Source organism: Variovorax paradoxus (assembly GCA_016806145.1).
Lineage (GTDB): Bacteria > Pseudomonadota > Gammaproteobacteria > Burkholderiales > Burkholderiaceae_C > Variovorax.
Map to the genome: position 1 here is coordinate 4,488,531 of CP063166.1, position 18,816 is coordinate 4,507,346.

The window sequence follows — 18,816 nt, forward strand, 5'->3', positions numbered from 1 at the left end:
TTCGAAAGCCGCCGATTCTGCGGCAAGCCGCGGCACGGCCTCGAAGCACGGGAGGCGGGGAGCGCGAACCGCCGCCGCTTCAGGAACGCGCGCCCTGCTGGATCCAGGCGCGCAGCCGGGTCGAGAGGTAGTCGGCGGTCATCACCATGACCACGATGACCAGGATGCAGGTCGCCGTGTCCTGGTACTGGAACAGCTTCATGCTGCCCACCAGCTCGAAGCCGATGCCGCCCGCGCCCACCATGCCCAGCACGGTGGCCTGGCGCAGGTTGGTCTCGAAGCGGTAGACGATGACGCCGATCCATGCCGTCACGACCTGCGGGATCACGCCGAAGACGATGGTCTGGATCGGGCCCGCGCCGGTGGAGCGCAGCGCCTCGATCGGCCCCTGGTCGATCTCCTCGATCGACTCGGCGAAGAACTTGCCGAGCATGCCCGCGCCATGCAGCGCCAGCGCCAGCACGCCGGGAAAGGGGCCGAGCCCGACGGCCGCCACGAAGATCAGCGCGAGGATGATCTCGTTGATGCCGCGCGTGATGTTGAGCACCTGCCGCATCGCATGGAACACCGCCGCGTTCGGCGAGATGTTGCGCGCCGCGAAGAAGCACAGCGGCACCGCGAGCACCACCGCCAGCAGCGTGCCCCAGAGCGCGATCTGCACCGTCTCGATGGCGGGCTTCACCAGCTTGCCCATGAACTCCCAGTTGGGCGGCAGCATGCGGCCGAGGAAGTCGGCGATCCAGGGCATGCCCTTGGCGAGTTCGCCGAAGCTCACCTGGGCGCCGATCGCGGCCCACCAGAGCACGCCGAGCCCGGCCGCCGCGGCGACCAGGTATTTCCACCAGCCGGGGTTGCCGCCGCTGCGGGCGATCAACAGGTTGTAGCGTCCGATCGCGATCATGGCTGCTCCAGGGCGAGTTGCTGGACCGGCGGCAGCGCCGGCGCGTGCGCCGCGGCCACGGCCGCGTCTTCCTTCGGTTCCCCGGGGTCGGGCTCGAGGCCGCCCGGATAGATGCGCTGCAGCACCTCGTCGGTGAGCTCATCGGGCCGGCCCTCGAACACCACGCGACCGCCCGCCACGCCGATCACGCGCTGCGCGAACTCGCGCGCGTAGTCGACCTGGTGCAGGTTGCAGATCACGGTGATGCCGTCCTCGCGGCTGGCCTGCCGCAGGTAGTTCAGCACCTTGCGCGAGGTCTTCGGATCGAGGCTGGCCACGGGCTCATCGGCCAGGATCACCTTGGGCCGTTGCGCCAGCGCCCGCGCGATGCCTACGCGCTGCTTCTGGCCGCCCGAGAGCGTGTCGGTGCGCAGGTCGGCCTTGTGGTCGAGCTCGACGCGGCGCAGGCATTCGCGCGCGATCGCGATGTCGCGCGCCGGAAAGACCTGGAACCACGAGGCCAGCGCCGGCATCGAGCCCAGGCGCCCGGTCAGCACGTTCTTCAGCACCGACAGGCGCGGCACCACGTTGTAGTGCTGGAAGATCATCGCCACGTCGCGGCGCACGCGGCGCAGCCCCGCGCGATCGCGCCGCACCGGCGCGCCGTCCACCCGCACCTCGCCCTGCGTGGGCTCGGCGAGCTGGTTGATGCAGCGAAGCAGGGTGGACTTGCCGGCGCCCGAAGCACCGAGGATGACGACGAACTCGCCCTTGCCGACCGCGAGGTCGACCTGGTGGAGCGCGGTGAAGTCGCCGTAGCGCTTGCCAAGGCCGCGGATCTCGATCATTTCATCTTCCCCAGGTCGAGCTTCAGGATCCTGGCCGTGTCGCGGATCACGTTGTAGGCCGCGTCGTTGGTGGGGTGGAAGCCGTTGAGCAGGCCCTGGTCGGACCAGGGGATGTCCTTCACCTGCAGGAAGGCCGCCTGCACGCGCTGCTTGAGATCGGCGCCGAGATCCTTGCGCCAGACCGTGGGCGACTCGGGGATCGGATCCGAGCGCCAGACCTCGACCAGGTCCTCGCGCTTGACCAGCCCCTTCGCCACCGCGGCGTCGAGGATGCGGTCGGCGATGGCGGCCGCGTCGACCTTGCGGTTCTGCACCGCGATCGCGCTCGAATCGTGCGAGCCCGAGAAGATCACGCGGCCGAAGTCCTTGTCGGGATCGAAGCCGGCCTTCATCAGCCCCGCCTTGGGGAACAGGTGGCCCGAGGTGGAGCTGGGGTCGACGAAGGCGAAGGTGCGGCCCTTCAGGTCCTTCACGCTCTTGATGCCGCTGTCCTTGTGGGCCACCACCTGGCTGTAATAGAAGGTGCGGCCGGCCTTCTTGGTCTCGGCGACCGCGAAGGCCTCGATGTCGGCCACCGTGGTGCCCAGCACGTACGAGAACGGGCCGAGGTAGGCCACGTCGAGCCGCTTCGAGCGCAGCGCCTCGATCACGCCGTTGTAGTCGGCCGCCACGAAGGGCTTGACCGGCATGCCGAGGCCTTGGGCCAGCATGTCCATCATGCGCTGGCTGTTGGCGATCATCGCGCGCGAGTCCTCGGAAGGAATCAGCCCGACCGTGAGCGCCTGCTGCGCCCTCGCCGGTGGAAGGAAGGCCGCGCCCACGGCAGCGGCCGAGCCGAACAGCAAGCTTCTGCGTTTCATCATCTGTGTCTCCAGTCTTGTGCGGTTCCGGTCCCTCGCGCCGCCGTCGTGGCGGCCCGAGGATTCGTGGCGCTCCGGTCGTCTTTTTTCGTGCCGACCTGGAGCACCTGCGGCGAGTACATCACCGGCCCATTCATCGATCCAATTCAAATTTTTTCGTCGATGTATTCAATGAACCTATAGTCGGTTTCATCGAGAATTCCCGCTTTTTCCGGAGCCACCGCATGCGCCTGACACAGCTTCGTTCCTTCTTCGCGGTGGCCCGCGAAGGCAGCTTCACGCGCGCCGCCGAGAGCCTGCACGTGAGCCAGCCCACCATCACGACGCAGGTGCGCTTTCTCGAGGAGGCCTACAAGGTCGAGCTGTTCCATCGCCGCGGCCGGCGCGTGCAGCTCACGGTGATGGGCGAGCAGTTGATGCAGCTCGCGCAGCAGATCTTCAGCCTCGAGGCCGACGCCGTGAACCTGCTGGGCGACGCGGGCGAGCTGCGCACCGGCCACCTGCGCGTGGCGGCCGTGGGGCCCTACCACGTGACGAAGATGCTGGTCGACTTCAACCAGCGCTATCCCGGCATCAAGGTGACGGTGAGCACCGGCAACTCGCAGGACGTGCTGAACCAGCTGCTCGACTACAGCGCCGACGTCGGCGTGCTCGCGCAGATGGTGCGCGACGAGCGCTTCCTCGCGGTGCCCTTCATGAAGCAGCCGGTGGTGATCTTCGTGCCCTCCTCGCACCGCTTCGCGCGCCGCCGCGCGATCCGGCTGGCCGAGCTCGAGGGCGAGCGGCTGATCATGCGCGAGCAGGGCTCGACCACGCGCAAGGCGCTCGAGCTCGCGCTCGACAAGGCGCGCATCCGCACCGACGTGGTGATGGAGATCGGCAGCCGCGAGGTGATCCGCGAAGCCGTGCTGCAGGGCCTGGGCATCGCCGCGGTGTCGGAGGTCGAGTACGTGCCCGCGCCCGACCTGCATCGCGTGGCGATCAGCGACACCGAGATCTTCACCTCGGCCCATGCGCTGTGCCTGGCCGAGCGGCGCGACATGCGCATGGTCAGCGCCTTCTTCGACACGCTCTCGCCCGCGCTCTCCGCCGCGCCAGAGGGCCGGCGCCGCAGGAGCCACTGAGCGGCGGACTCAGCCGCGCGGATGGTGCTGCGCGTGCAGCTGCTTGAGCCGCTCGCGCGCCACGTGGGTGTAGATGGTGGTGGTCGAGATGTCGGCGTGGCCCAGCAGCATCTGCACCGCGCGCAGATCGGCGCCGTGGTTCAGCAGATGGGTCGCGAAGGCGTGGCGCAGCGTGTGCGGCGACAGCGGCACGTGGATGCCGGCCGCGGCCGCCTGCTTCTTCACGATGACCCAGAACATCACGCGCGTCATGCCCGCGCCGCGCGCGGTCACGAACAGGTCGGGCGTCTGCTGGCCGTCGAGGATCACGGGGCGCGATTCCTCGATGTAGCGCTCGATCCAGCGCCGCGCCTCGCCACCGAAGGGCACGAGGCGCTCCTTGCTGCCCTTGCCGAGCACGCGCAGCACGCCGTCGTTGAGGCTGATGTCGATCACCTTGAGCGACACCAGCTCGCTCACGCGCAGCCCGCTCGCATACATCAGCTCGAGCATCGCGCGGTCGCGCAGGCCCAGCGGCGTGTCGACGTCGGGCGCGCCGAGCAGGTCGTCGACCTGCTTCTCCGACAGCAGCTTGATCGCGCGCGGCATCTGGCGCGCGGGCATCAGCCGCAGGCTCGGGTCGGCCACGATGCGGCGCTCGCGCAGCGCCCAGCGGTAGTAGCGCTTGAACACCGTGAGCCGCCGGTTGGCCGAGGTGGCCTTGCCCTTGGCCGACAGCCGCACGCCCATGTAGGCCTGCAGGTCCGACTCCTGCGCGGCGCCGAGCGTCATGCCGCCGCGCTGCTGGTCGAGCCAGTGCGCGAACAGCGCGAGGTCGCGCCGGTAGGCGGCGAGCGTGTTCTTCGACAGGCCGTCCTCGAGCCAGAGGGCGTCGATGAACTCGTCGATGTCGGGGGTGGGTGCGGCGGCGGCCTCGGTCATGGATGGGCAAGATAGCAAAAAAAAGGCCGCTCCCCCGCGACGGGGAACGGCCCTTCCTGCGGATGGCGCGGAATCAGTCGAGCTTGAGCTTCTGCTTGGCCACGACTTCCTTGTAGACCTCGTACTCGGCCTTGATCTGGGCCGAGAACTGCTCGGGCGTGTTGGCCACGATCAGCGAGCCGGTGTCCTCGATGCGCTTCTTCACCGCCGGGTCTTCCACCGCCTTCTTCACGCCGGCGCTGATCTTGTCGACCACTTCCTTCGGCAGGCCCTTCGGGCCGAGGATGCCGTAGTAGGCCATGCGGTTCACCTGCTCGAGGCCGACTTCCTTGAAGGTCGGCACGTTCGGCAGCGCGGCCAGGCGCTGCGGCGCCGACACCACGATCGGGATCAGGCGGCCGCTCTGGATGAAGGGCATGGCCGAGGGGATGTTGTCGAACATGATCGGCACCTGGCCGGCCACCACGTCGTTGAGCGCAGGGCCCGCGCCGCGGTAGGGGATGTGCGTGACGAAGGTGTTGGTGAGGCTCTTGTAGAGCTCCATCAGCAGGTGGCCGATGCCGCCCGTGCCCGACGAGGCGTACGAGTACTTGCCGGGGTTCTTCTTCAGCTCGGCCACGAACTCGGCGTAGTTCTTCGCCGGGAAGCTCGGGTTGACCGCGATGATGTTCGGCGTGGCCGCGATGTTGATGATCGGCGTGAAGTCGTTGATCGGGTCGTACGGCGTCTTCGGGTTGATGGCCGGGTTGGCCGCGGTGCTCGACACCGTGGCCACGCCGAGCTTGTAGCCGTCGGGCGCCGAGCGCGCCGTCTCGGCCGCGCCCACGATGCCGCCGCCGCCGGCGCGGTTGATCACCACCACCGGCTGGCCCAGCACCTTGCCCAGCGGATCGGCCACCACGCGCGCCACGATGTCCGTCGTGCCACCCGGGGCAAAGGGAACGCTCAGTTCGACCGGCTTGTTGGGATAGCCCTGGGCGAAGGCCGGGCCCGCGACCGCGACCAGCGCGGCGGCACCGACGAAGGCACTCCATTGACGACGTTGCATCGATTACTCCTTGAACGATGGGGACGAAAATTGCGAAAGCAGCGATGCTAGCGGCTCGTCGCTGCGACCCGGGCTGTGGAATACCCATGGTTTGGGCGGTTTATGCTCGGCGCGGTGAACTACGCGCAGCTGCTTTTCCCCGACTTCTCCCTGATCGCCATCGGCTGGCTCCTGTGCCGCTACACCGCGCTGGACCGCAAGGTCTGGGACCAGGTCGAGAGCCTCGTCTACTACTTTCTTTTTCCCACGCTGCTGTTCCATTCGATCGTGCGCAGCCCGCTCGATTTTGGTGCGACCTCGAGCCTGCTGATGGCGGGCGTGGGCGTGAGCCTGTGCGGCGTGGCGCTGGCCTATGCGCTGCCCTGGGTGCCCGGCATCGGCTCGCACCTCGATCGGCGCGACCATGCGGCGAGCGTGCAGGTCGCGTTCCGCTTCAACTCCTTCATCTGCCTCGCGATGGCCGAGCGGCTCGCGGGACCCGAAGGCCTGCTGCTGATCGCGGTGCTGATCGGGGTGTGCGTGCCGATGATGAACATCGCGGCGGTGTGGCCGATGACGCGGCATGCGCAGACGGGGTTCGCGCGGCAGCTGGTGCGCAATCCGCTGATCGTGGCGACGGTGGCGGGCTTGCTGGCGAACGTGCTGGGGTTCACGGTGCCTGGCTGGCTCACGCCGACCCTGTCGCGGATCGGGGCGGCTTCGTTGGCGCTCGGGCTGCTGGCGGCGGGGGCGGGGATGCAGTTCGCCACGTTGGGGCGGGGGAAGGTGCTGGCGGCTTCGGTGCTGTCGATTCGGCACTTCGTGTTGCCGCTGGTGGCCTGGGGGCTGGCGCGGTGGTTGCGGCTGGATGCGGCGCAGGCTTCGGTGTTGATGGCTTTTTCTGCGGTTCCTACTGCTTCTAGTGCTTACGTGTTGGCGCAGAGGATGGGGTACAACGGGGCGTTTGTGGCGGGGTTGGTGACCATGTCTACGGTGTTGGGGGTGGTTAGTTTGCCGTTTGCCTTGGCTTTGCCTCGTTGAATCCTTCGACCGCTGTTTTTCTTGATTTTTGTGGGTCCTGCGGAGGCTGTTGGCCGGGTCTCGCCCCGGCGGGCGAGTCACTTTCTCTTGTCTCGCCAAGAGAAAGTAACCAAAGAGAAGGCGACCCCACTGTCTGTGTCCCTCCGCTTCGCTACGGGCAACCTGCGGTGCTCGGAGAAAGCGGGGGTCCGCAGAACTCGCTCCACTTCGTTGCGCTCAGACAGCTGCGGCCCTGATCCCGCTTTCTCCTGCGCTCCTCGGCACAGCCAGAGGGGATCAGGGTCAACGCGCCGTGGCGCGTCCTTGTGTGGGCGGGTGTCCTTCTGTTAGGTATCACACCGTGGCTAGCCGCTCCTTTGCCAGCTTGGTGCCCTCTGCAAGGGCTTTCAGCTTGCGCCATGCCACGTCCCTGCTCATGGGGGCTAGGCCGCAGTTCGTGCACGGGAACAGGCGCTCCTTCGGGACGAACTGCAGGGCGCGGCCGATGGTGTCGGCCACTTCTTCGGGAGTCTCGATCGCTTCGCTGGCCACATCGATCACGCCGACCATCACGTCCTTGCCGGCCAACAGGCTCATCAGGTCGGGCGGCACGTGGGAGTGGATGCACTCCAGGCTCACCTGGTCGATCCGGCTCTTGGCGAGCGCGGGGAACACCAGCTCGTACTGGCGCCATTCCTCGCCGAGGGTGCTCTTCCAGTCCGTGTTGGCCTTGATGCCATAGCCGTAGCAGATGTGCACGGCGGTCGTGCAGGTCAGGCCCTGCGCCGCGCGCTCGAGCGCCTGCACGCCCCAGTCGGCGGCATCCTTCATGTAGACATTGAAGGCGGGCTCGTCGAACTGGATGATGTCCACACCATCGGCCTGCAGCGCCAGGGCTTCCTGGTTGAGCAACTCGGCGAAAGCGAAGGCCATCTTGACCTTGTCGCCGTAGAAGCGGTCGGCCACGGTGTCGACGATGGTCATCGGGCCCGGCAGGGTGAACTTGAGCTTCTTCTTCGTGTGCGCACGCGCCAACTGCGCTTCGAAGGCATGCACGCGGTCCTTCAGGCGCAGGGCCGAGACCACCTGCGGCACCATCGCGTCGTAGCGGTTGTCGCGGATGCCCATCTTCACCTTGTGCTCGAAGTCGATGCCCTCGACCTGCTCGAGGAAACCGTGCACGAAGTGCTGGCGCGACTGCTCGCCGTCGCACACGATGTCCAGGCCCGCGTCCTCCTGGGCCTTGATCCACAGCAGCGTCGCGTCGGCCTTGGCCTGGCGCAGCGCATCGCCCTCGGCCGCCCATTGAGGCCACAGCTTGTTGGTTTCGGCCAGCCAGGCTGGCTTCGGCAGGCTGCCGGCGATGGAGGTTTCGAACATCTGGATTTTCCTTTTCAAGCGAAGACGGGATGGCGAGCGTACTGCGGGGCCTGTCAGGCCGCGCAGCTGTTTGATGGCGTGGGGATGGGGTCAGGCAACGCAGTCGGCAACCCACTGCGCGAGCACGTTCCCGTAGGGCTTGATGAAGTGCTCCTCCGCGAACTTCCCCTGCCTGACCGCCAGCTGGCTGCGTTCCTCCCGGTCGTAGACGATCTGCGTCAACGAGTAGTCCTGGTTCTTCAGGCTCGGGCTGTAGATCTTTCCGGCCGAGGAATTGGCGTTGTAGATCTCGGGGCGATAGATCTTCTGGAAGCTTTCCATCGTGCTGATGGTGCCGATCAGCTCGAGGCTCGTGTAGTCGCCAAGCAGGTCGCCATGGAAATAGAAGGCCAGGGGCGCAACGCCATTGGGCGGCATGAAGAAACGAACCTGCATCCCCATCTTGGCGAAGTACCGATCGGTCGAGGACAGCTCGTTCTGCCGGTACTCGGCGCCCAGCACCGGGTGCTGGTTTCCGGTCCGTTGATAGGTCTTGCTGGTCGAGGCGCTGATGCAGATGACGGGCGGCTTGCCGAAACGCTCCTTGTAGATGCGAGAGTTGGCGAACTGCTGGAACAGCTTTCCGTGCAGATCGCCGAAATCCTCGGGCGTGCCGAATTCCGCCCGGTCGGCGTTGTATGCGGGAAGCAGCACGCTGAAGTCGTAGTCGCGCACGTAGGAAGAGAAGTTGTTCCCCGCGATGCCGTCGATGCGCTGGTCCGTCGTCCTGTCGAGGATGCAGGTCTTCAGTATCTCGATCAGCGGGAATACGGCGTTGCCGCTCTCGGCATCCAGGCTCATCTCCACCGAGATGATCTCGAGCTCGACGGCGTAGCGATCGCCCGTCGGGTTGTCCCAGTGCGCGAGGTCGTTGAAGCGGTTGTCGATCATCCTCAAGGTGTTGCGCAAGTTCTGCTGCCGGCTCGCTCCGCGCGCCAGGTTGGCGAAGTTGGTGGTGATGCGCGTGCTGTCCGATGGCTGGTAGTTCTCATCGAAACGGATGCTCTTGAGGGTGAAGGTGGGTTCTTTGTTCATTGGAATCCGGCGATCAGATTTTTTCGAGAGAGAAGACGAATTCCTGTGTCAGGCCAGCGCCGCTTCCTCGGCCGCGGAGGGCGAGGCGTGGCGCAGCCATTCGATCAATGGCAATGCCCGCTGGACCGCCAGCCTCGACCGCTCGATGAGGGCCTGGTTCCGCAGGCGGTGGTCGACGAAATCGCTGTCGGTCGCGTAGACACCCAGCGGCAGGGTGCGCGCCTGGAAGAAGCTGAACAGCGGTCGCAGCTGGTGGTCGATCACCAGCGCATGGCGCTCGCTGCCGCCGGTGGCGGCCAACAGCACGGGCTTGTCGATCAGGGCGTCCTGGTCGATGAAGTCGAAGAAGTGCTTGAACAGTCCCGTGTATGCGCCGCGATAGACCGGCGTTGCGACGACCAGCACGTCGGCTCGTTCGATCGCCGCCAGTTCCCGCTCCACCGTGTCGGGCAGTTGGGAGCGCCGGAGCGCACCGCCGAACAGCGGTGCGAGGGGACCGAGTTCGATCAGGCGCTGTTCGCAAGGGACCGCGTCGGCGATCAGGTCGAGCAGGTGTTCCGCCAGCGCGGCGGACTTCGATGGGCGTTGCAGCCCGCCGGAAACAGCGACGAGACGGAGTGGACGTGTCATTTCTTCTTTCATCTGGATGAATGCTAGCCAGGGGAATCGATGACGTAAAATGTTTTTATTTCAACAATCCATGAGCGGGAGTCATGTGAATGCTTGAACGCCTCCACCTCAGCATCGTCCGGCAGGTCGAACAGCAAGGCTCGCTGACGGCCGCCGCGGGCGTGCTGAACCTGACCCAGTCGGCGCTGAGCCACAGCATGAAGAAGCTGGAGCATCAGCTGGGCACCGACATCTGGCTGCGCGAAGGCCGAAGCCTGCGCCTGACGCAGGCCGGCCAGTACCTGCTGGCGGTGGCGAACCGCGTGCTGCCGCAGCTCGACCTGGCCGAGGAGCGCCTGGGCCAGTTCGCGCAGGGCGAGCGCGGCGCGCTGCGCATCGGCATGGAATGCCACCCTTGCTACCAGTGGCTGCTCAAGGTGGTGTCACCCTACCTGGCCGCATGGCCCGACGTGGACGTGGACGTGAAGCAGAAATTCCAGTTCGGCGGGATCGGCGCGCTGTTCGGCTACGAGATCGACCTGCTGGTCACGCCCGACCCGCTCCATAAGCCGGGCCTGAAGTTCGAGCCCGTGTTCGACTACGAGCAGGTGCTGGTCGTGGCCAAGGGTCATGCGCTGGCTTCGGCGCCCTACGTGAAGCCGCGGCAGCTGACCGGGGAGGTGCTCATCAGCTATCCCGTGGATGTCGAGCGCCTGGACATCTACAACCATTTCCTGTTGCCGGCCGGCGTCACGCCCAAGCGCCACAAGGCGATCGAAACCACCGACATCATGTTGCAGATGGTGGCCAGCGGCCGCGGCGTGGCCGCGCTGCCGCGCTGGCTGGTCGAGGAGTACGCGCAGAAGATGGACGTGGTGCCGGTGCGGCTCGGCCCGCGCGGCATCGCCAAGCAGATCTTCCTGGGGGCGCGCGAGGCGGACACCGCCATCGATTACGTGCGGGCCTTCATCGAACTGGCCCGACAGCCTGCCATCGCCGTTGCGCTAGAAGCCGGCTGAGGAACATCAAGGCCGAGCGCAGCCGGCCACTCCAAAGAAAGAACCTACTCGGGAGCAACGGCCCCCAAGGCCCACTCCACGTGCTCCCGAACCAAGGCACTGGCGCCGTCCTTGCGGGACACCAGGGCCTCGCGAGCCCCCTCCTCGCCAGCCCTCAGCGCATTCCCCAGGGCCACCGCGATGTTCCGCAGCCACCGCTCATGGCCGATCCGCCGAATCGGACTCCCCTCGGTCCTGCGCAGGAACTCTTCCTCGGTCCACGCAAACAACTCGGCCAAAGTACGCCCCGTCAACCCGTCCCTCGCATCGAAGTCCGCCAGCGAACTCTTCTTGGCGAACTTGTTCCACGGACAGATCAACTGGCAGTCATCGCAGCCATAGATCCGGTTGCCCATCGACGTGCGCAGCTCGACCGGGATCGCCCCGCCATGCTCGATCGTGAGGTAGGAGATGCACCGCCGCGCATCGAGCCGCCGCGGCGCCACGATCGCCTGCGTCGGGCACACGTCGATGCAGGCGCTGCAGCTGCCGCAGTGCGAGCTCACCGGCTCGCTCTCGGGCAGCACCATGTCGACGTAGATCTCGCCGAGAAAGAACATCGAGCCCGCGTTCCGATCGAGCACCAGCGTGTGCTTGCCGCGCCAGCCCTGCCCGCTGCGCGAGGCCAGCTCGGCCTCGAGCACCGGCGCCGAATCGGTGAAGGCGCGATGCCCGAAAGGCCCGACTTCCAGCGCGATGCGCTCGGCCAGTTTCGCGAGCCGGTTGCGCAGCACCTTGTGGTAGTCGCGGCCGCGCGCATAGACCGAGACGATGGCCTCGCCGGGTCGGCGCAGGCGTTCGAACTCGATCGCCTGCCAGTCGGGATCGGTGTCGCGCGGCAGGTAGTCCATGCGCGCGGTGATCACGCTCACGGTGCCGGGCACCAGCTCGGCGGGCCGCGCGCGCCGCGTGCCATGCGCCGCCATGTAATCCATCTCGCCATGGAACCCATGGGCCAGCCATTGCATCAGACCGTCCTCGGCGCTCGACAGATCGACGCCCGCGATTCCGATTTGGGAGAATCCGAGTTCCCGGGCCAAGGCCTGAATACGCACAACGAGTGGATGGCTGCTGACGATCACTTGCCGATTGTAGAAATGCGCTGGCGCGACGAGGCCGACACCGAGGCCTTCGCTCGCTCGCTCGCGGCCTCTCCCGCCCTGCGCGATGCCTTCGTCGAACTGCACGGCGACCTCGGGGCCGGCAAGACCACTTTCGTGCGGCACCTGCTGCGCGCGCTCGGGATCACGGGGCGCATCAAGAGCCCGACCTATGCGGTGGTCGAGCCGCACGAGGCGCCCGACGGCCTCGCGATCTTCCACTTCGACTTCTACCGCTTCAGCGATCCGCGCGAATGGGAGGACGCGGGCTTCCGCGACATCTTCGCGGGCCCGGGCCTCAAGCTGGCGGAATGGCCCGAAAACGCGGCGGGGCGCACTCCAATTGCGGACCTAGCTATTAAAATCGAAGCAATGACCGACGACACACGCAGCGTGAAACTCCTGGCGAACACACCTCGCGGCGGCGACCTGCTGTCCCACGCCGCCGCATGAAGGCGGGCGGCCTCAAGCGGCGCGTGCTGCTGCAGGGCGGCAGCCTCGCGCTGGTGCTCGGCGTCCATCAGATCGCGCGCGGCGCCAGCATCCTCGCGGTGCGCGTCTGGCCCGCGGCCGACTACACGCGCGTGACCATCGAGTCCGACGTGCGCCTGCATTCGCAACAGCTCGTGGTCGGCAACCCGCCGCGGCTCGCGGTCGACATCGAGGGCATCGACCTCAGCAGCGAACTGCGCGAGCTGGTCGGCAAGATCAAGCCCGGCGATCCCTACATCAACGGCCTGCGCGTGGGACAGAACGCACCGAAGGTGGTGCGCATCGTGTTCGACCTCAAGCAGACCGTGGCGCCGCAGGTGTTCTCGCTGGCGCCCATCGCCGCCTACAAGCACCGGCTGGTGCTCGACCTCTATCCCGAGAAGGCCATCGACCCGATGGAGGCGCTGATCACCGAGCGCCTGCGCGACGCCCCGCGCACCAGCGGCAGCAACGACACCTCGGTGGCCAGCGCCCCCGCGGTGCCGCCGCCCGCGACGCCGCCCTCGGGCCTGGCACCCGACGGCGGGCCGCCGATCCTCGTGCGGCCATCGCCCAACGTGCCCGCCCCGCGCCCAGCGCCCACGCCGGTCGCTCCGCCCGTGCGCCCACCCGTCGTCGCAACCGCGCCGCCTCCCGTACAGGATCCGCTGGGCGATCTCATGGCGCAGCAGTCGATGCGGCCCGGTCCCGCGACGCCGCCGCCGGTGGTCGCGGAGAACCGCCCGCTGCCGATGCCGCCGAGCCCGCCCGCGGCCGCGCCTCGTCCCGTGGCTCCGCCGCCGCCGCCGCCGGTGGCGGTCGCGCGCGGCGGTGCCACCACCAGCCGCACCGACCGCATCATCATCGTCGCGCTCGATCCCGGCCATGGCGGCGAGGACCCCGGCGCCATCGGCCCGGCCGGCACGCGCGAAAAGGACATCGTGTTGCAGGTCGCGTTCCGCCTGCGCGACCGCATCAACGCCAGCAGCATCAACGGCAACCCGATGCGCGCCTTCCTCACGCGCGATGCCGACTTCTTCGTGCCGCTGGGCGTGCGCGTGCAGAAGGCGCGACGCGTGCAGGCCGACCTGTTCGTGAGCATCCACGCCGACGCCTTCACCACGCCGGCCGCGCGCGGCGCCAGCGTGTTCGCGCTGAGCCAGAGCGGCGCCTCGAGCAGCGCCGCGCGCTGGCTCGCCAACAAGGAGAACGACGCCGACAAGGTCGGCGGCGTGAACGTCGGCAACCACGAGGCGCAGGTGCAGCGCGCGCTGCTCGACATGAGCACCACCGCGCAGATCAACGACAGCCTCAAGCTCGGCGGCGCGATGCTCGGCGAGATCAAGGGTATCGGCGCGCGACTGCACAAGGGTCAGGTCGAACAGGCCGGCTTCGCGGTGCTCAAGGCGCCCGACATCCCGAGCGTGCTGGTCGAGACGGCCTTCATCAGCAACCCCGAGGAAGAAGCCAACCTGCGCCGCGTGCAGTACCAGGAAGACCTGGCCGACGCGCTGATGCGCGGCATCCAGCGCTATTTCGCGCAGAACCCGCCGCTGGCGCGCAGCCGGCAGCTCTGAGCCGGCCCGCGGGCCGGTTTTCAGAGGGCGGCGTGGGCAGCGCCGACCCCGCGCAGGCTCCCCTTCCCACGCCGCGGCCCGGCGCCCCGCACAGGCAGGCGCGGCGGGCTCCTACATGGGGTGGAACACCGTTCTGCAGAAGATCACTCCATCGATTTTTTAAACAGAAAGGTGGACATCATGAAAGCACGCATCTGGATTGCCGCTGCGGCGGCCACCTCGGTGATGGCACTGGCGGGCTGCGCGTCGGGCCCGAACCAGAACCTGGGCACGGGTGTCGGCGCGGTCGGCGGCGCGCTAGTCGGCAATGCGATCGGCGGCAACACCGCCAGCACCGTGGGTGGTGCCGCCATCGGCGGCATCATCGGCAACCAGGTCGGCCGCAATGCCGACGAACGCAACTACTACAACCAGCAGCGTTATCCGCAGGGCAACTACTACCCGCGCAACGGCCCGACCTACTGACCGTCCGGGTGCCTGGCACCCGTGCTGCACCAAAGAAAAGAGCGCCCCGCGGGGCGCTCTTTTTTTCGTGGGCGGGCGCGGCCTCAGGCGCCCTGTTGCGCACGCGCCTTCTCGGCCCGCGCCGCGCGCCAGGCGCCGAAGATCGCGAGCAGGCCCGGCACGAAGATCAGCGCCCAGATGATCTTGTCCAGATGCTGGCGCACCAGCGGCAGGTTGCCGAAGAAGTAGCCCGCGGTCGCGATGCCGAGCACCCACAGCAGCGCGCCGCCGACGTTGAACATGCTGAACTTGGCGCGGCTCATCTCGGCCACGCCGGCCACGAAGGGCGCGAAGGTGCGGATGAAGGGCATGAAGCGCGCGAGCACGATGGTGATGCCGCCGTAGCGTTCGTAGAAGGCATGGGCCTGGTCGAAGGCCTTGCGGTTGAAGAAGCGCGAACTCTCCCACTGGAACACCTTGGGCCCGAAGTAGCGGCCGATGCTGTAGTTGCACTGGTCGCCGAGGATCGCCGCGATCACCAGCAAGGTGCAGGCGATCGGAAAGCTCATCAGCCCCACGCCGCACAGCGCGCCCACGATGAACAGCAGCGAATCGCCAGGCAGGAAGGGCATCACCACCACCCCGGTCTCGACGAACACGATCAGGAACAGGAGCGCGTAGACCCAGGGACCGTAGGCGATGACGAAGGCCTCGAGGTGCTTGTCGACATGCAGGATGAAGTCGACGAGAAAGCTGATGATTTCCATGGGGGCGGATTATCCTTGCAGCGTCCGCCCCTCGATCGAAGACCCCAGGCCGCGAACGCGCCTGCAGAACACCCATCCCCACCTTGGAGACACCCATGACAGGTCAATACATCCAGCTCGCCGCCAAAGACGGCAGCGGCAGCTTCCGCGGCTACCTCGCCGTGCCGGCCTCGGGCCACGGGCCCGGCCTGGTGATCGCGCAGGAGATCTTCGGCGTGAACAAGACCATGCGCGACGTGGCCGACTACTACGCGGAAGAAGGCTACGTGGCGCTGGTGCCCGACCTGTTCTGGCGCCAGCAGCCCGACGTGGAACTGGGCTACAGCGAGGCCGACTGGCAGCAGGCCTTCAAGTTCTACGGCGGCTTCGACGAGGCCAAGGGCATGGAGGACATCCAGGCCGCGCTCGACGTGCTGCGCGACCGGCCCGAGGTGGTCGAGCGCCGGGCCGGCGTGCTGGGCTTCTGCCTCGGCGGCAAGCTGGCCTACCTCGCGGCCTGCCGCACCGATGCCGACGTGTCGGTGGGCTACTACGGCGTGGGCATCGACGCGGCGCTCGAGGAAGCGAAGAACATCAAGAAACCGCTGCTGCTGCACGTGGCCGAGCTTGACAAGTTCTGCCCGCCCGAGGCGCGCGAGCGCATCGTGCAGACGCTCCAGGGCCATCCCAAGGTTTCGCTGCACGTCTATCCGGGCGTCGACCACGCCTTCGCGCGCGCGGGCGGCGACCACTTCCACAAGCCCTCGGCGCTGATGGCGCACGAGCGCAGCATCGCCGCGCTCAAGTCTGCGATCGGCCCGCACTACGACCTCTCGGCGCTGTGGGACAAGCACTGCGAGTACGAGTTCGGCACGCGCAACGTCGACGACACCATGTCGACCATGGTGGCCGAGCCCTACGTCAACCACATCCCGACCATGACCGGCGGCGTGGGCTACAAGAACCTGCATGCCTTCTATACCCACCACTTCGTCAACAGCAATCCGCCCGACACCGCGCTGACCTCGATCTCGCGCACGGTCGGCGCGACGCAGGTGGTCGACGAGCTGCTGTTCACCTTCACCCACACCACCGAGATCCCGTGGATGCTGCCGGGCGTGGCGCCCACGGGCCGGCGCGTCGAGGTGCCGCTGCTCGCGGTCATCAAGTTCCGCGGCGACAAGCTCTACCACGAGCACATCTACTGGGACCAGGCCAGCGTGCTGGTGCAGGTGGGCCTGCTCGATCCGAAGCTGCTGCCGGTGGCCGGCATCGAGACGGCACGCAAGCTGCTCGACGAGACCCTGCCGTCGAACACGCTGATGCCCTGAACACGCGCGCCGCATGAAGAAGATCGACCCGCGGCTGCTGCAGGCCTTCGTGGCCGTCGCGCGCGAGGGATCGGTGTCCAGGGGCGCGCAGCGCCTCTTCCTCACGCAGCCGGCGGTCAGCCTGCAGCTCAAGGAGCTCGGCGCGCTGGTCGAGCTCGAGCTGTTCCAGCGCACGCCCACCGGCCTGCTGCTGACGCGCGACGGCGCGGCGCTGCTGAACCACGCGGAACACGCGCTCGAGGGGCTCAACGATTTCGCGATCGCCGCCGAGCGCATGAAGGGCGGCGTGCGCGGCGCGCTGCGCATCGGCACCATCCTCGACCCCGAGTTCACGCGCCTGAGCGGCCTGCTCAGGGAGCTGGTGACGCTGGCGCCCGAGCTCGAGACCGAGCTGCACCACGGCACCAGCGGCGAGGTGCTCGCGAAGCTGCTGAACAAGGAGGTCGACGTCGGCTTCTACCTCGGCGATCCCGACGCGAGCGACCTGCCGCAGGCCAGCTCGGCCTCGCGCCGCAGCGAGGGCAAGGCCTTCCATTCGAGCGTGCTCACGCGCTTCAGCTACCAGGTGATCGGCCCGCCGGGCTGGGGGCCGCAGGTGATGGGGCGCGACTGGCCCGACCTGAGCTGCCTGCCCTGGGTGCTGGCGCCGGCGACCTCCTCGCACTCGCGGCTGCTGGCGCCGATGCTGCAGGCGCGCGGGCTGGTGCTGAAGAAGGCGGCGCAGGCCGACCAGGAGTCGTCGATGCTCGCGCTGGTGCGCGCGGGCGTGGGCATCTCGCTGGCGCGCGACGCGGTGGCGCTGCGCGCCAGCCAGCGCGAGGGGCTGGTGATCGCCGACCAGGTCGGCATCGAGAGCGACCTGCGCTTCGTCTGCCTCGCGGGCGCGCTGCGGCGCCCCGAGGTCGACTGTGCGATGCAGGCGCTCGCGCGCGCCTGGCGGCTCACGCTCTGACCCGGCCTCAGGCGCGCGGCAGCGCCGAGCCTTCGAGCGCCGCGCCGGACCGCGCGGCCTCGCGCGGCGCGGCGGCCACCGTGCGCCAGCCTCTGGGCATCAGCGCCAGCATCAGGGCCGCGAGCAGCGCCGCGCCGCCCAGCGTGTAGAGGCCGGCGGCCGAGCCGCCATGGTTCTGTTCGACATAGGTGCGCAGGCTCGGCGCCACGAAGCCGCCGAGGTTGCCGATGGAGTTCACCAACGCGATGCCGGCGGCGATGCCCAGGCCCGACAGGCGCTCCGACAGGAAGGCGAAGAAGATCGGCGTGCCCGACAGCCAGGTCGAGGCGCCGATCGACAGCGCGGCGATCGCGAAGATCGGCGAACCGTGCGCCGACAGGCAGACGCACACGCCGAACACCGTGTAGAGCGAGGCCACCGTGAGGCGTCGCCGCTCGTGGTGCCGGTCCGACCAGCGCGTGACGAAGAAGACGACGAACAGCGCCAGCAGCCACGGGATGCTGGTGACGAAACCCACCATCAGCCCGATCTTCTGGCCGAGGATCTGCGACACCTGGCTCGGCAGGTAGAAGATCAGGCCATAGGCCGCGATCTGCACGATGAAGAAGTTCAGCGCGAAGAACATCACCTTCGGGTTGCGCAAGGTCTGCATCACGGTCTGCGGGCTGCCGGCCGCCTTCTGCGCCGCCTCCTGGTCGAGCACGGCCTGCAGCGCGTCCTGCTCCGCGGGCGCGAGCCACTTCGCGGCATGCGGCCGGTCGACGATCACGAAGAAGGCCCAGATGCCGACCACCACCGCCATCGCGCCCTCGATCAGGAACATCCACTCCCAGCCCTTGAGCCCGCCGATGCCGTGCATCTCGAGCAGCGCGCCCGACACCGGCCCGCCGATGACCAGCGCGCCCGCGAAGCCGAACAGCAGGATGCCGTTGGCCTGCGCCCGCACCCTGGCCGGGAACCAGTAGGTCAGCGTGAGCAGCACGCCCGGATAGAAGCCGGCCTCGGCGATGCCGAGCAAAAAGCGCAGCAGGTAGAACGAGGTCTCGGTGGTCGCGAACATCATGGCCGAGGCCACCAGGCCCCAGCTCACCATGATCCGGCTGAGCCAGATGCGCGGGCCGACGCGCGTCATGATCACGTTGCTCGGCACCTCGAAGATGGCATAGCTCACGAAGAAGATGCCGGCGCCGAGCGCGAAGGCGGCGTCGCTGAGGCCGGTGTCGATCTGCAGCGCGTGCTTCGCGAAGCCGACGTTGACGCGGTCGAGGATCGACATGATGTACATGAGGACCAGCATCGGCAGCAGGCGCCAGCGCGCCTTGTGGACGGCGGCGCCGACCAGGGGGCTGTAGGGATTCATCGTCGTTGTCTCCTTGTGTTCTTGGTGGGGTTCT

19 protein-coding genes are annotated in these 18,816 nt (G+C 67.7%); 8 read left to right on the plus strand and 11 right to left on the minus strand.

Annotated features, from left to right (window positions below):
* Nucleotides 1-79 precede the first annotated feature (79 nt).
* The 3 genes from phnE to phnD are packed head-to-tail and all read right to left on the minus strand — an operon-like array spanning nucleotide 80 to nucleotide 2,588.
* Nucleotides 80-901, minus strand: coding sequence for a phosphonate ABC transporter, permease protein PhnE (gene phnE / locus INQ48_20995; protein ID QRF55847.1), 822 nt, complete (start codon nucleotides 899-901; stop codon nucleotides 80-82).
* Nucleotides 898-1,728 carry a phosphonate ABC transporter ATP-binding protein gene (gene phnC / locus INQ48_21000; protein QRF55848.1) on the minus strand — a complete coding sequence of 277 codons (831 nt, stop codon included), beginning with the start codon at nucleotides 1,726-1,728 and terminating at the stop codon, nucleotides 898-900. The genes phnE and phnC overlap by 4 nt, the downstream gene beginning before the upstream one ends.
* Nucleotides 1,725-2,588 carry a phosphonate ABC transporter substrate-binding protein gene (phnD, locus tag INQ48_21005; GenBank protein ID QRF60824.1) on the minus strand — a complete coding sequence of 288 codons (864 nt, stop codon included), beginning with the start codon at nucleotides 2,586-2,588 and terminating at the stop codon, nucleotides 1,725-1,727. Before phnD ends, phnC begins: the two co-directional genes overlap by 4 nt.
* A gap of 224 nt (nucleotides 2,589-2,812) precedes the next feature.
* Here phnD and INQ48_21010 point away from each other — a divergent pair, with 224 nt between their 5' ends.
* Nucleotides 2,813-3,712, plus strand: coding sequence for a LysR family transcriptional regulator (locus INQ48_21010; GenBank protein QRF55849.1), 900 nt, complete (start codon nucleotides 2,813-2,815; stop codon nucleotides 3,710-3,712).
* A gap of 9 nt (nucleotides 3,713-3,721) precedes the next feature.
* Here INQ48_21010 and xerD read toward each other — a convergent pair whose 3' ends face one another.
* Nucleotides 3,722-4,633, minus strand: coding sequence for a site-specific tyrosine recombinase XerD (xerD, locus tag INQ48_21015; protein QRF55850.1), 912 nt, complete (start codon nucleotides 4,631-4,633; stop codon nucleotides 3,722-3,724).
* Between the two features lie 73 nt (nucleotides 4,634-4,706).
* A complete protein-coding gene (locus INQ48_21020) occupies nucleotides 4,707-5,681 on the minus strand; it encodes a tripartite tricarboxylate transporter substrate binding protein BugE (protein ID QRF55851.1) in 975 nt (324 codons plus the stop codon).
* A gap of 102 nt (nucleotides 5,682-5,783) precedes the next feature.
* Here INQ48_21020 and INQ48_21025 point away from each other — a divergent pair, with 102 nt between their 5' ends.
* Nucleotides 5,784-6,701 (plus strand): AEC family transporter, encoded by a 918-nt coding sequence (locus INQ48_21025; protein QRF55852.1) that lies wholly within the window; start codon nucleotides 5,784-5,786, stop codon nucleotides 6,699-6,701.
* Nucleotides 6,702-7,034: 333 nt separating this feature from the next.
* On the opposite strand, the gene INQ48_21030 is transcribed toward INQ48_21025, so the two are convergent.
* From INQ48_21030 to msuE, 3 genes are all read right to left on the minus strand, one after another.
* Complete coding sequence (locus INQ48_21030) at nucleotides 7,035-8,060, minus strand: methionine synthase (protein ID QRF55853.1); 1,026 nt, start codon at nucleotides 8,058-8,060, stop codon at nucleotides 7,035-7,037.
* Nucleotides 8,061-8,150: 90 nt separating this feature from the next.
* Nucleotides 8,151-9,134 (minus strand): DUF1852 domain-containing protein, encoded by a 984-nt coding sequence (locus tag INQ48_21035; protein ID QRF55854.1) that lies wholly within the window; start codon nucleotides 9,132-9,134, stop codon nucleotides 8,151-8,153.
* Between the two features lie 48 nt (nucleotides 9,135-9,182).
* Nucleotides 9,183-9,764: an FMN reductase gene (msuE, locus tag INQ48_21040; GenBank protein ID QRF60825.1), complete on the minus strand. Its 582-nt coding sequence runs from the start codon at nucleotides 9,762-9,764 to the stop codon at nucleotides 9,183-9,185.
* A gap of 89 nt (nucleotides 9,765-9,853) precedes the next feature.
* On the opposite strand from msuE, the gene INQ48_21045 reads away from it, so the two are divergent.
* Complete coding sequence (locus INQ48_21045) at nucleotides 9,854-10,762, plus strand: LysR family transcriptional regulator (protein QRF55855.1); 909 nt, start codon at nucleotides 9,854-9,856, stop codon at nucleotides 10,760-10,762.
* A gap of 44 nt (nucleotides 10,763-10,806) precedes the next feature.
* Here the strand turns inward: INQ48_21045 and queG are convergent, their stop codons facing one another.
* Nucleotides 10,807-11,880 (minus strand): tRNA epoxyqueuosine(34) reductase QueG, encoded by a 1,074-nt coding sequence (gene queG, locus INQ48_21050; protein QRF60826.1) that lies wholly within the window; start codon nucleotides 11,878-11,880, stop codon nucleotides 10,807-10,809.
* Between queG and tsaE the strand changes: the two genes are divergently transcribed.
* The 3 genes from tsaE (at nucleotide 11,866) to INQ48_21065 (ending at nucleotide 14,414) form a co-directional block, all read left to right on the plus strand.
* Nucleotides 11,866-12,354 (plus strand): tRNA (adenosine(37)-N6)-threonylcarbamoyltransferase complex ATPase subunit type 1 TsaE, encoded by a 489-nt coding sequence (tsaE, locus tag INQ48_21055; protein ID QRF55856.1) that lies wholly within the window; start codon nucleotides 11,866-11,868, stop codon nucleotides 12,352-12,354. The two genes, queG and tsaE, sit on opposite strands and share 15 nt — an antisense overlap.
* Nucleotides 12,351-13,949 (plus strand): N-acetylmuramoyl-L-alanine amidase, encoded by a 1,599-nt coding sequence (locus INQ48_21060; protein QRF55857.1) that lies wholly within the window; start codon nucleotides 12,351-12,353, stop codon nucleotides 13,947-13,949. Before tsaE ends, INQ48_21060 begins: the two co-directional genes overlap by 4 nt.
* 180 nt (nucleotides 13,950-14,129) lie before the next feature.
* Nucleotides 14,130-14,414, plus strand: a complete 285-nt coding sequence (locus INQ48_21065; protein QRF55858.1) for a glycine zipper 2TM domain-containing protein — start codon at nucleotides 14,130-14,132, stop codon at nucleotides 14,412-14,414.
* Nucleotides 14,415-14,497: 83 nt separating this feature from the next.
* On the opposite strand, the gene INQ48_21070 is transcribed toward INQ48_21065, so the two are convergent.
* On the minus strand, nucleotides 14,498-15,160 hold the full coding sequence (locus INQ48_21070) for a DedA family protein (protein ID QRF55859.1): 663 nt from the start codon (nucleotides 15,158-15,160) through the stop codon (nucleotides 14,498-14,500).
* Between the two features lie 95 nt (nucleotides 15,161-15,255).
* Here INQ48_21070 and INQ48_21075 point away from each other — a divergent pair, with 95 nt between their 5' ends.
* Entirely contained in the window at nucleotides 15,256-16,470 is a 1,215-nt protein-coding gene (locus tag INQ48_21075) for a dienelactone hydrolase family protein (protein QRF55860.1), read from the plus strand.
* Between the two features lie 13 nt (nucleotides 16,471-16,483).
* Nucleotides 16,484-17,422, plus strand: a complete 939-nt coding sequence (locus INQ48_21080) for a LysR family transcriptional regulator (GenBank protein ID QRF55861.1) — start codon at nucleotides 16,484-16,486, stop codon at nucleotides 17,420-17,422.
* Nucleotides 17,423-17,429: 7 nt separating this feature from the next.
* On the opposite strand, the gene INQ48_21085 is transcribed toward INQ48_21080, so the two are convergent.
* A complete protein-coding gene (locus INQ48_21085; GenBank protein ID QRF55862.1) occupies nucleotides 17,430-18,782 on the minus strand; it encodes an MFS transporter in 1,353 nt (450 codons plus the stop codon).
* Between the last annotated feature and the right edge of the window lie 34 nt (nucleotides 18,783-18,816).

Excerpts from the sequence above, each read along its gene's own strand:
- phnE (QRF55847.1), bottom strand. The coding sequence starts at position 901 with ATGATCGCGATCGGACGCTACAACCTGTTGATCGCCCGCAGCGGCGGC.
- phnC (QRF55848.1), bottom strand. The coding sequence starts at position 1,728 with ATGATCGAGATCCGCGGCCTTGGCAAGCGCTACGGCGACTTCACCGCG.
- phnD (QRF60824.1), bottom strand. The coding sequence starts at position 2,588 with ATGAAACGCAGAAGCTTGCTGTTCGGCTCGGCCGCTGCCGTGGGCGCG.
- INQ48_21010 (QRF55849.1), top strand. The coding sequence starts at position 2,813 with ATGCGCCTGACACAGCTTCGTTCCTTCTTCGCGGTGGCCCGCGAAGGC.
- xerD (QRF55850.1), bottom strand. The coding sequence starts at position 4,633 with ATGACCGAGGCCGCCGCCGCACCCACCCCCGACATCGACGAGTTCATC.
- INQ48_21020 (QRF55851.1), bottom strand. The coding sequence starts at position 5,681 with ATGCAACGTCGTCAATGGAGTGCCTTCGTCGGTGCCGCCGCGCTGGTC.
- INQ48_21025 (QRF55852.1), top strand. The coding sequence starts at position 5,784 with ATGCTCGGCGCGGTGAACTACGCGCAGCTGCTTTTCCCCGACTTCTCC.
- INQ48_21030 (QRF55853.1), bottom strand. The coding sequence starts at position 8,060 with ATGTTCGAAACCTCCATCGCCGGCAGCCTGCCGAAGCCAGCCTGGCTG.
- INQ48_21035 (QRF55854.1), bottom strand. The coding sequence starts at position 9,134 with ATGAACAAAGAACCCACCTTCACCCTCAAGAGCATCCGTTTCGATGAG.
- msuE (QRF60825.1), bottom strand. The coding sequence starts at position 9,764 with ATGACACGTCCACTCCGTCTCGTCGCTGTTTCCGGCGGGCTGCAACGC.
- INQ48_21045 (QRF55855.1), top strand. The coding sequence starts at position 9,854 with ATGCTTGAACGCCTCCACCTCAGCATCGTCCGGCAGGTCGAACAGCAA.
- tsaE (QRF55856.1), top strand. The coding sequence starts at position 11,866 with ATGGCTGCTGACGATCACTTGCCGATTGTAGAAATGCGCTGGCGCGAC.
- INQ48_21060 (QRF55857.1), top strand. The coding sequence starts at position 12,351 with ATGAAGGCGGGCGGCCTCAAGCGGCGCGTGCTGCTGCAGGGCGGCAGC.
- INQ48_21065 (QRF55858.1), top strand. The coding sequence starts at position 14,130 with ATGAAAGCACGCATCTGGATTGCCGCTGCGGCGGCCACCTCGGTGATG.
- INQ48_21070 (QRF55859.1), bottom strand. The coding sequence starts at position 15,160 with ATGGAAATCATCAGCTTTCTCGTCGACTTCATCCTGCATGTCGACAAG.
- INQ48_21075 (QRF55860.1), top strand. The coding sequence starts at position 15,256 with ATGACAGGTCAATACATCCAGCTCGCCGCCAAAGACGGCAGCGGCAGC.
- INQ48_21080 (QRF55861.1), top strand. The coding sequence starts at position 16,484 with ATGAAGAAGATCGACCCGCGGCTGCTGCAGGCCTTCGTGGCCGTCGCG.
- INQ48_21085 (QRF55862.1), bottom strand. The coding sequence starts at position 18,782 with ATGAATCCCTACAGCCCCCTGGTCGGCGCCGCCGTCCACAAGGCGCGC.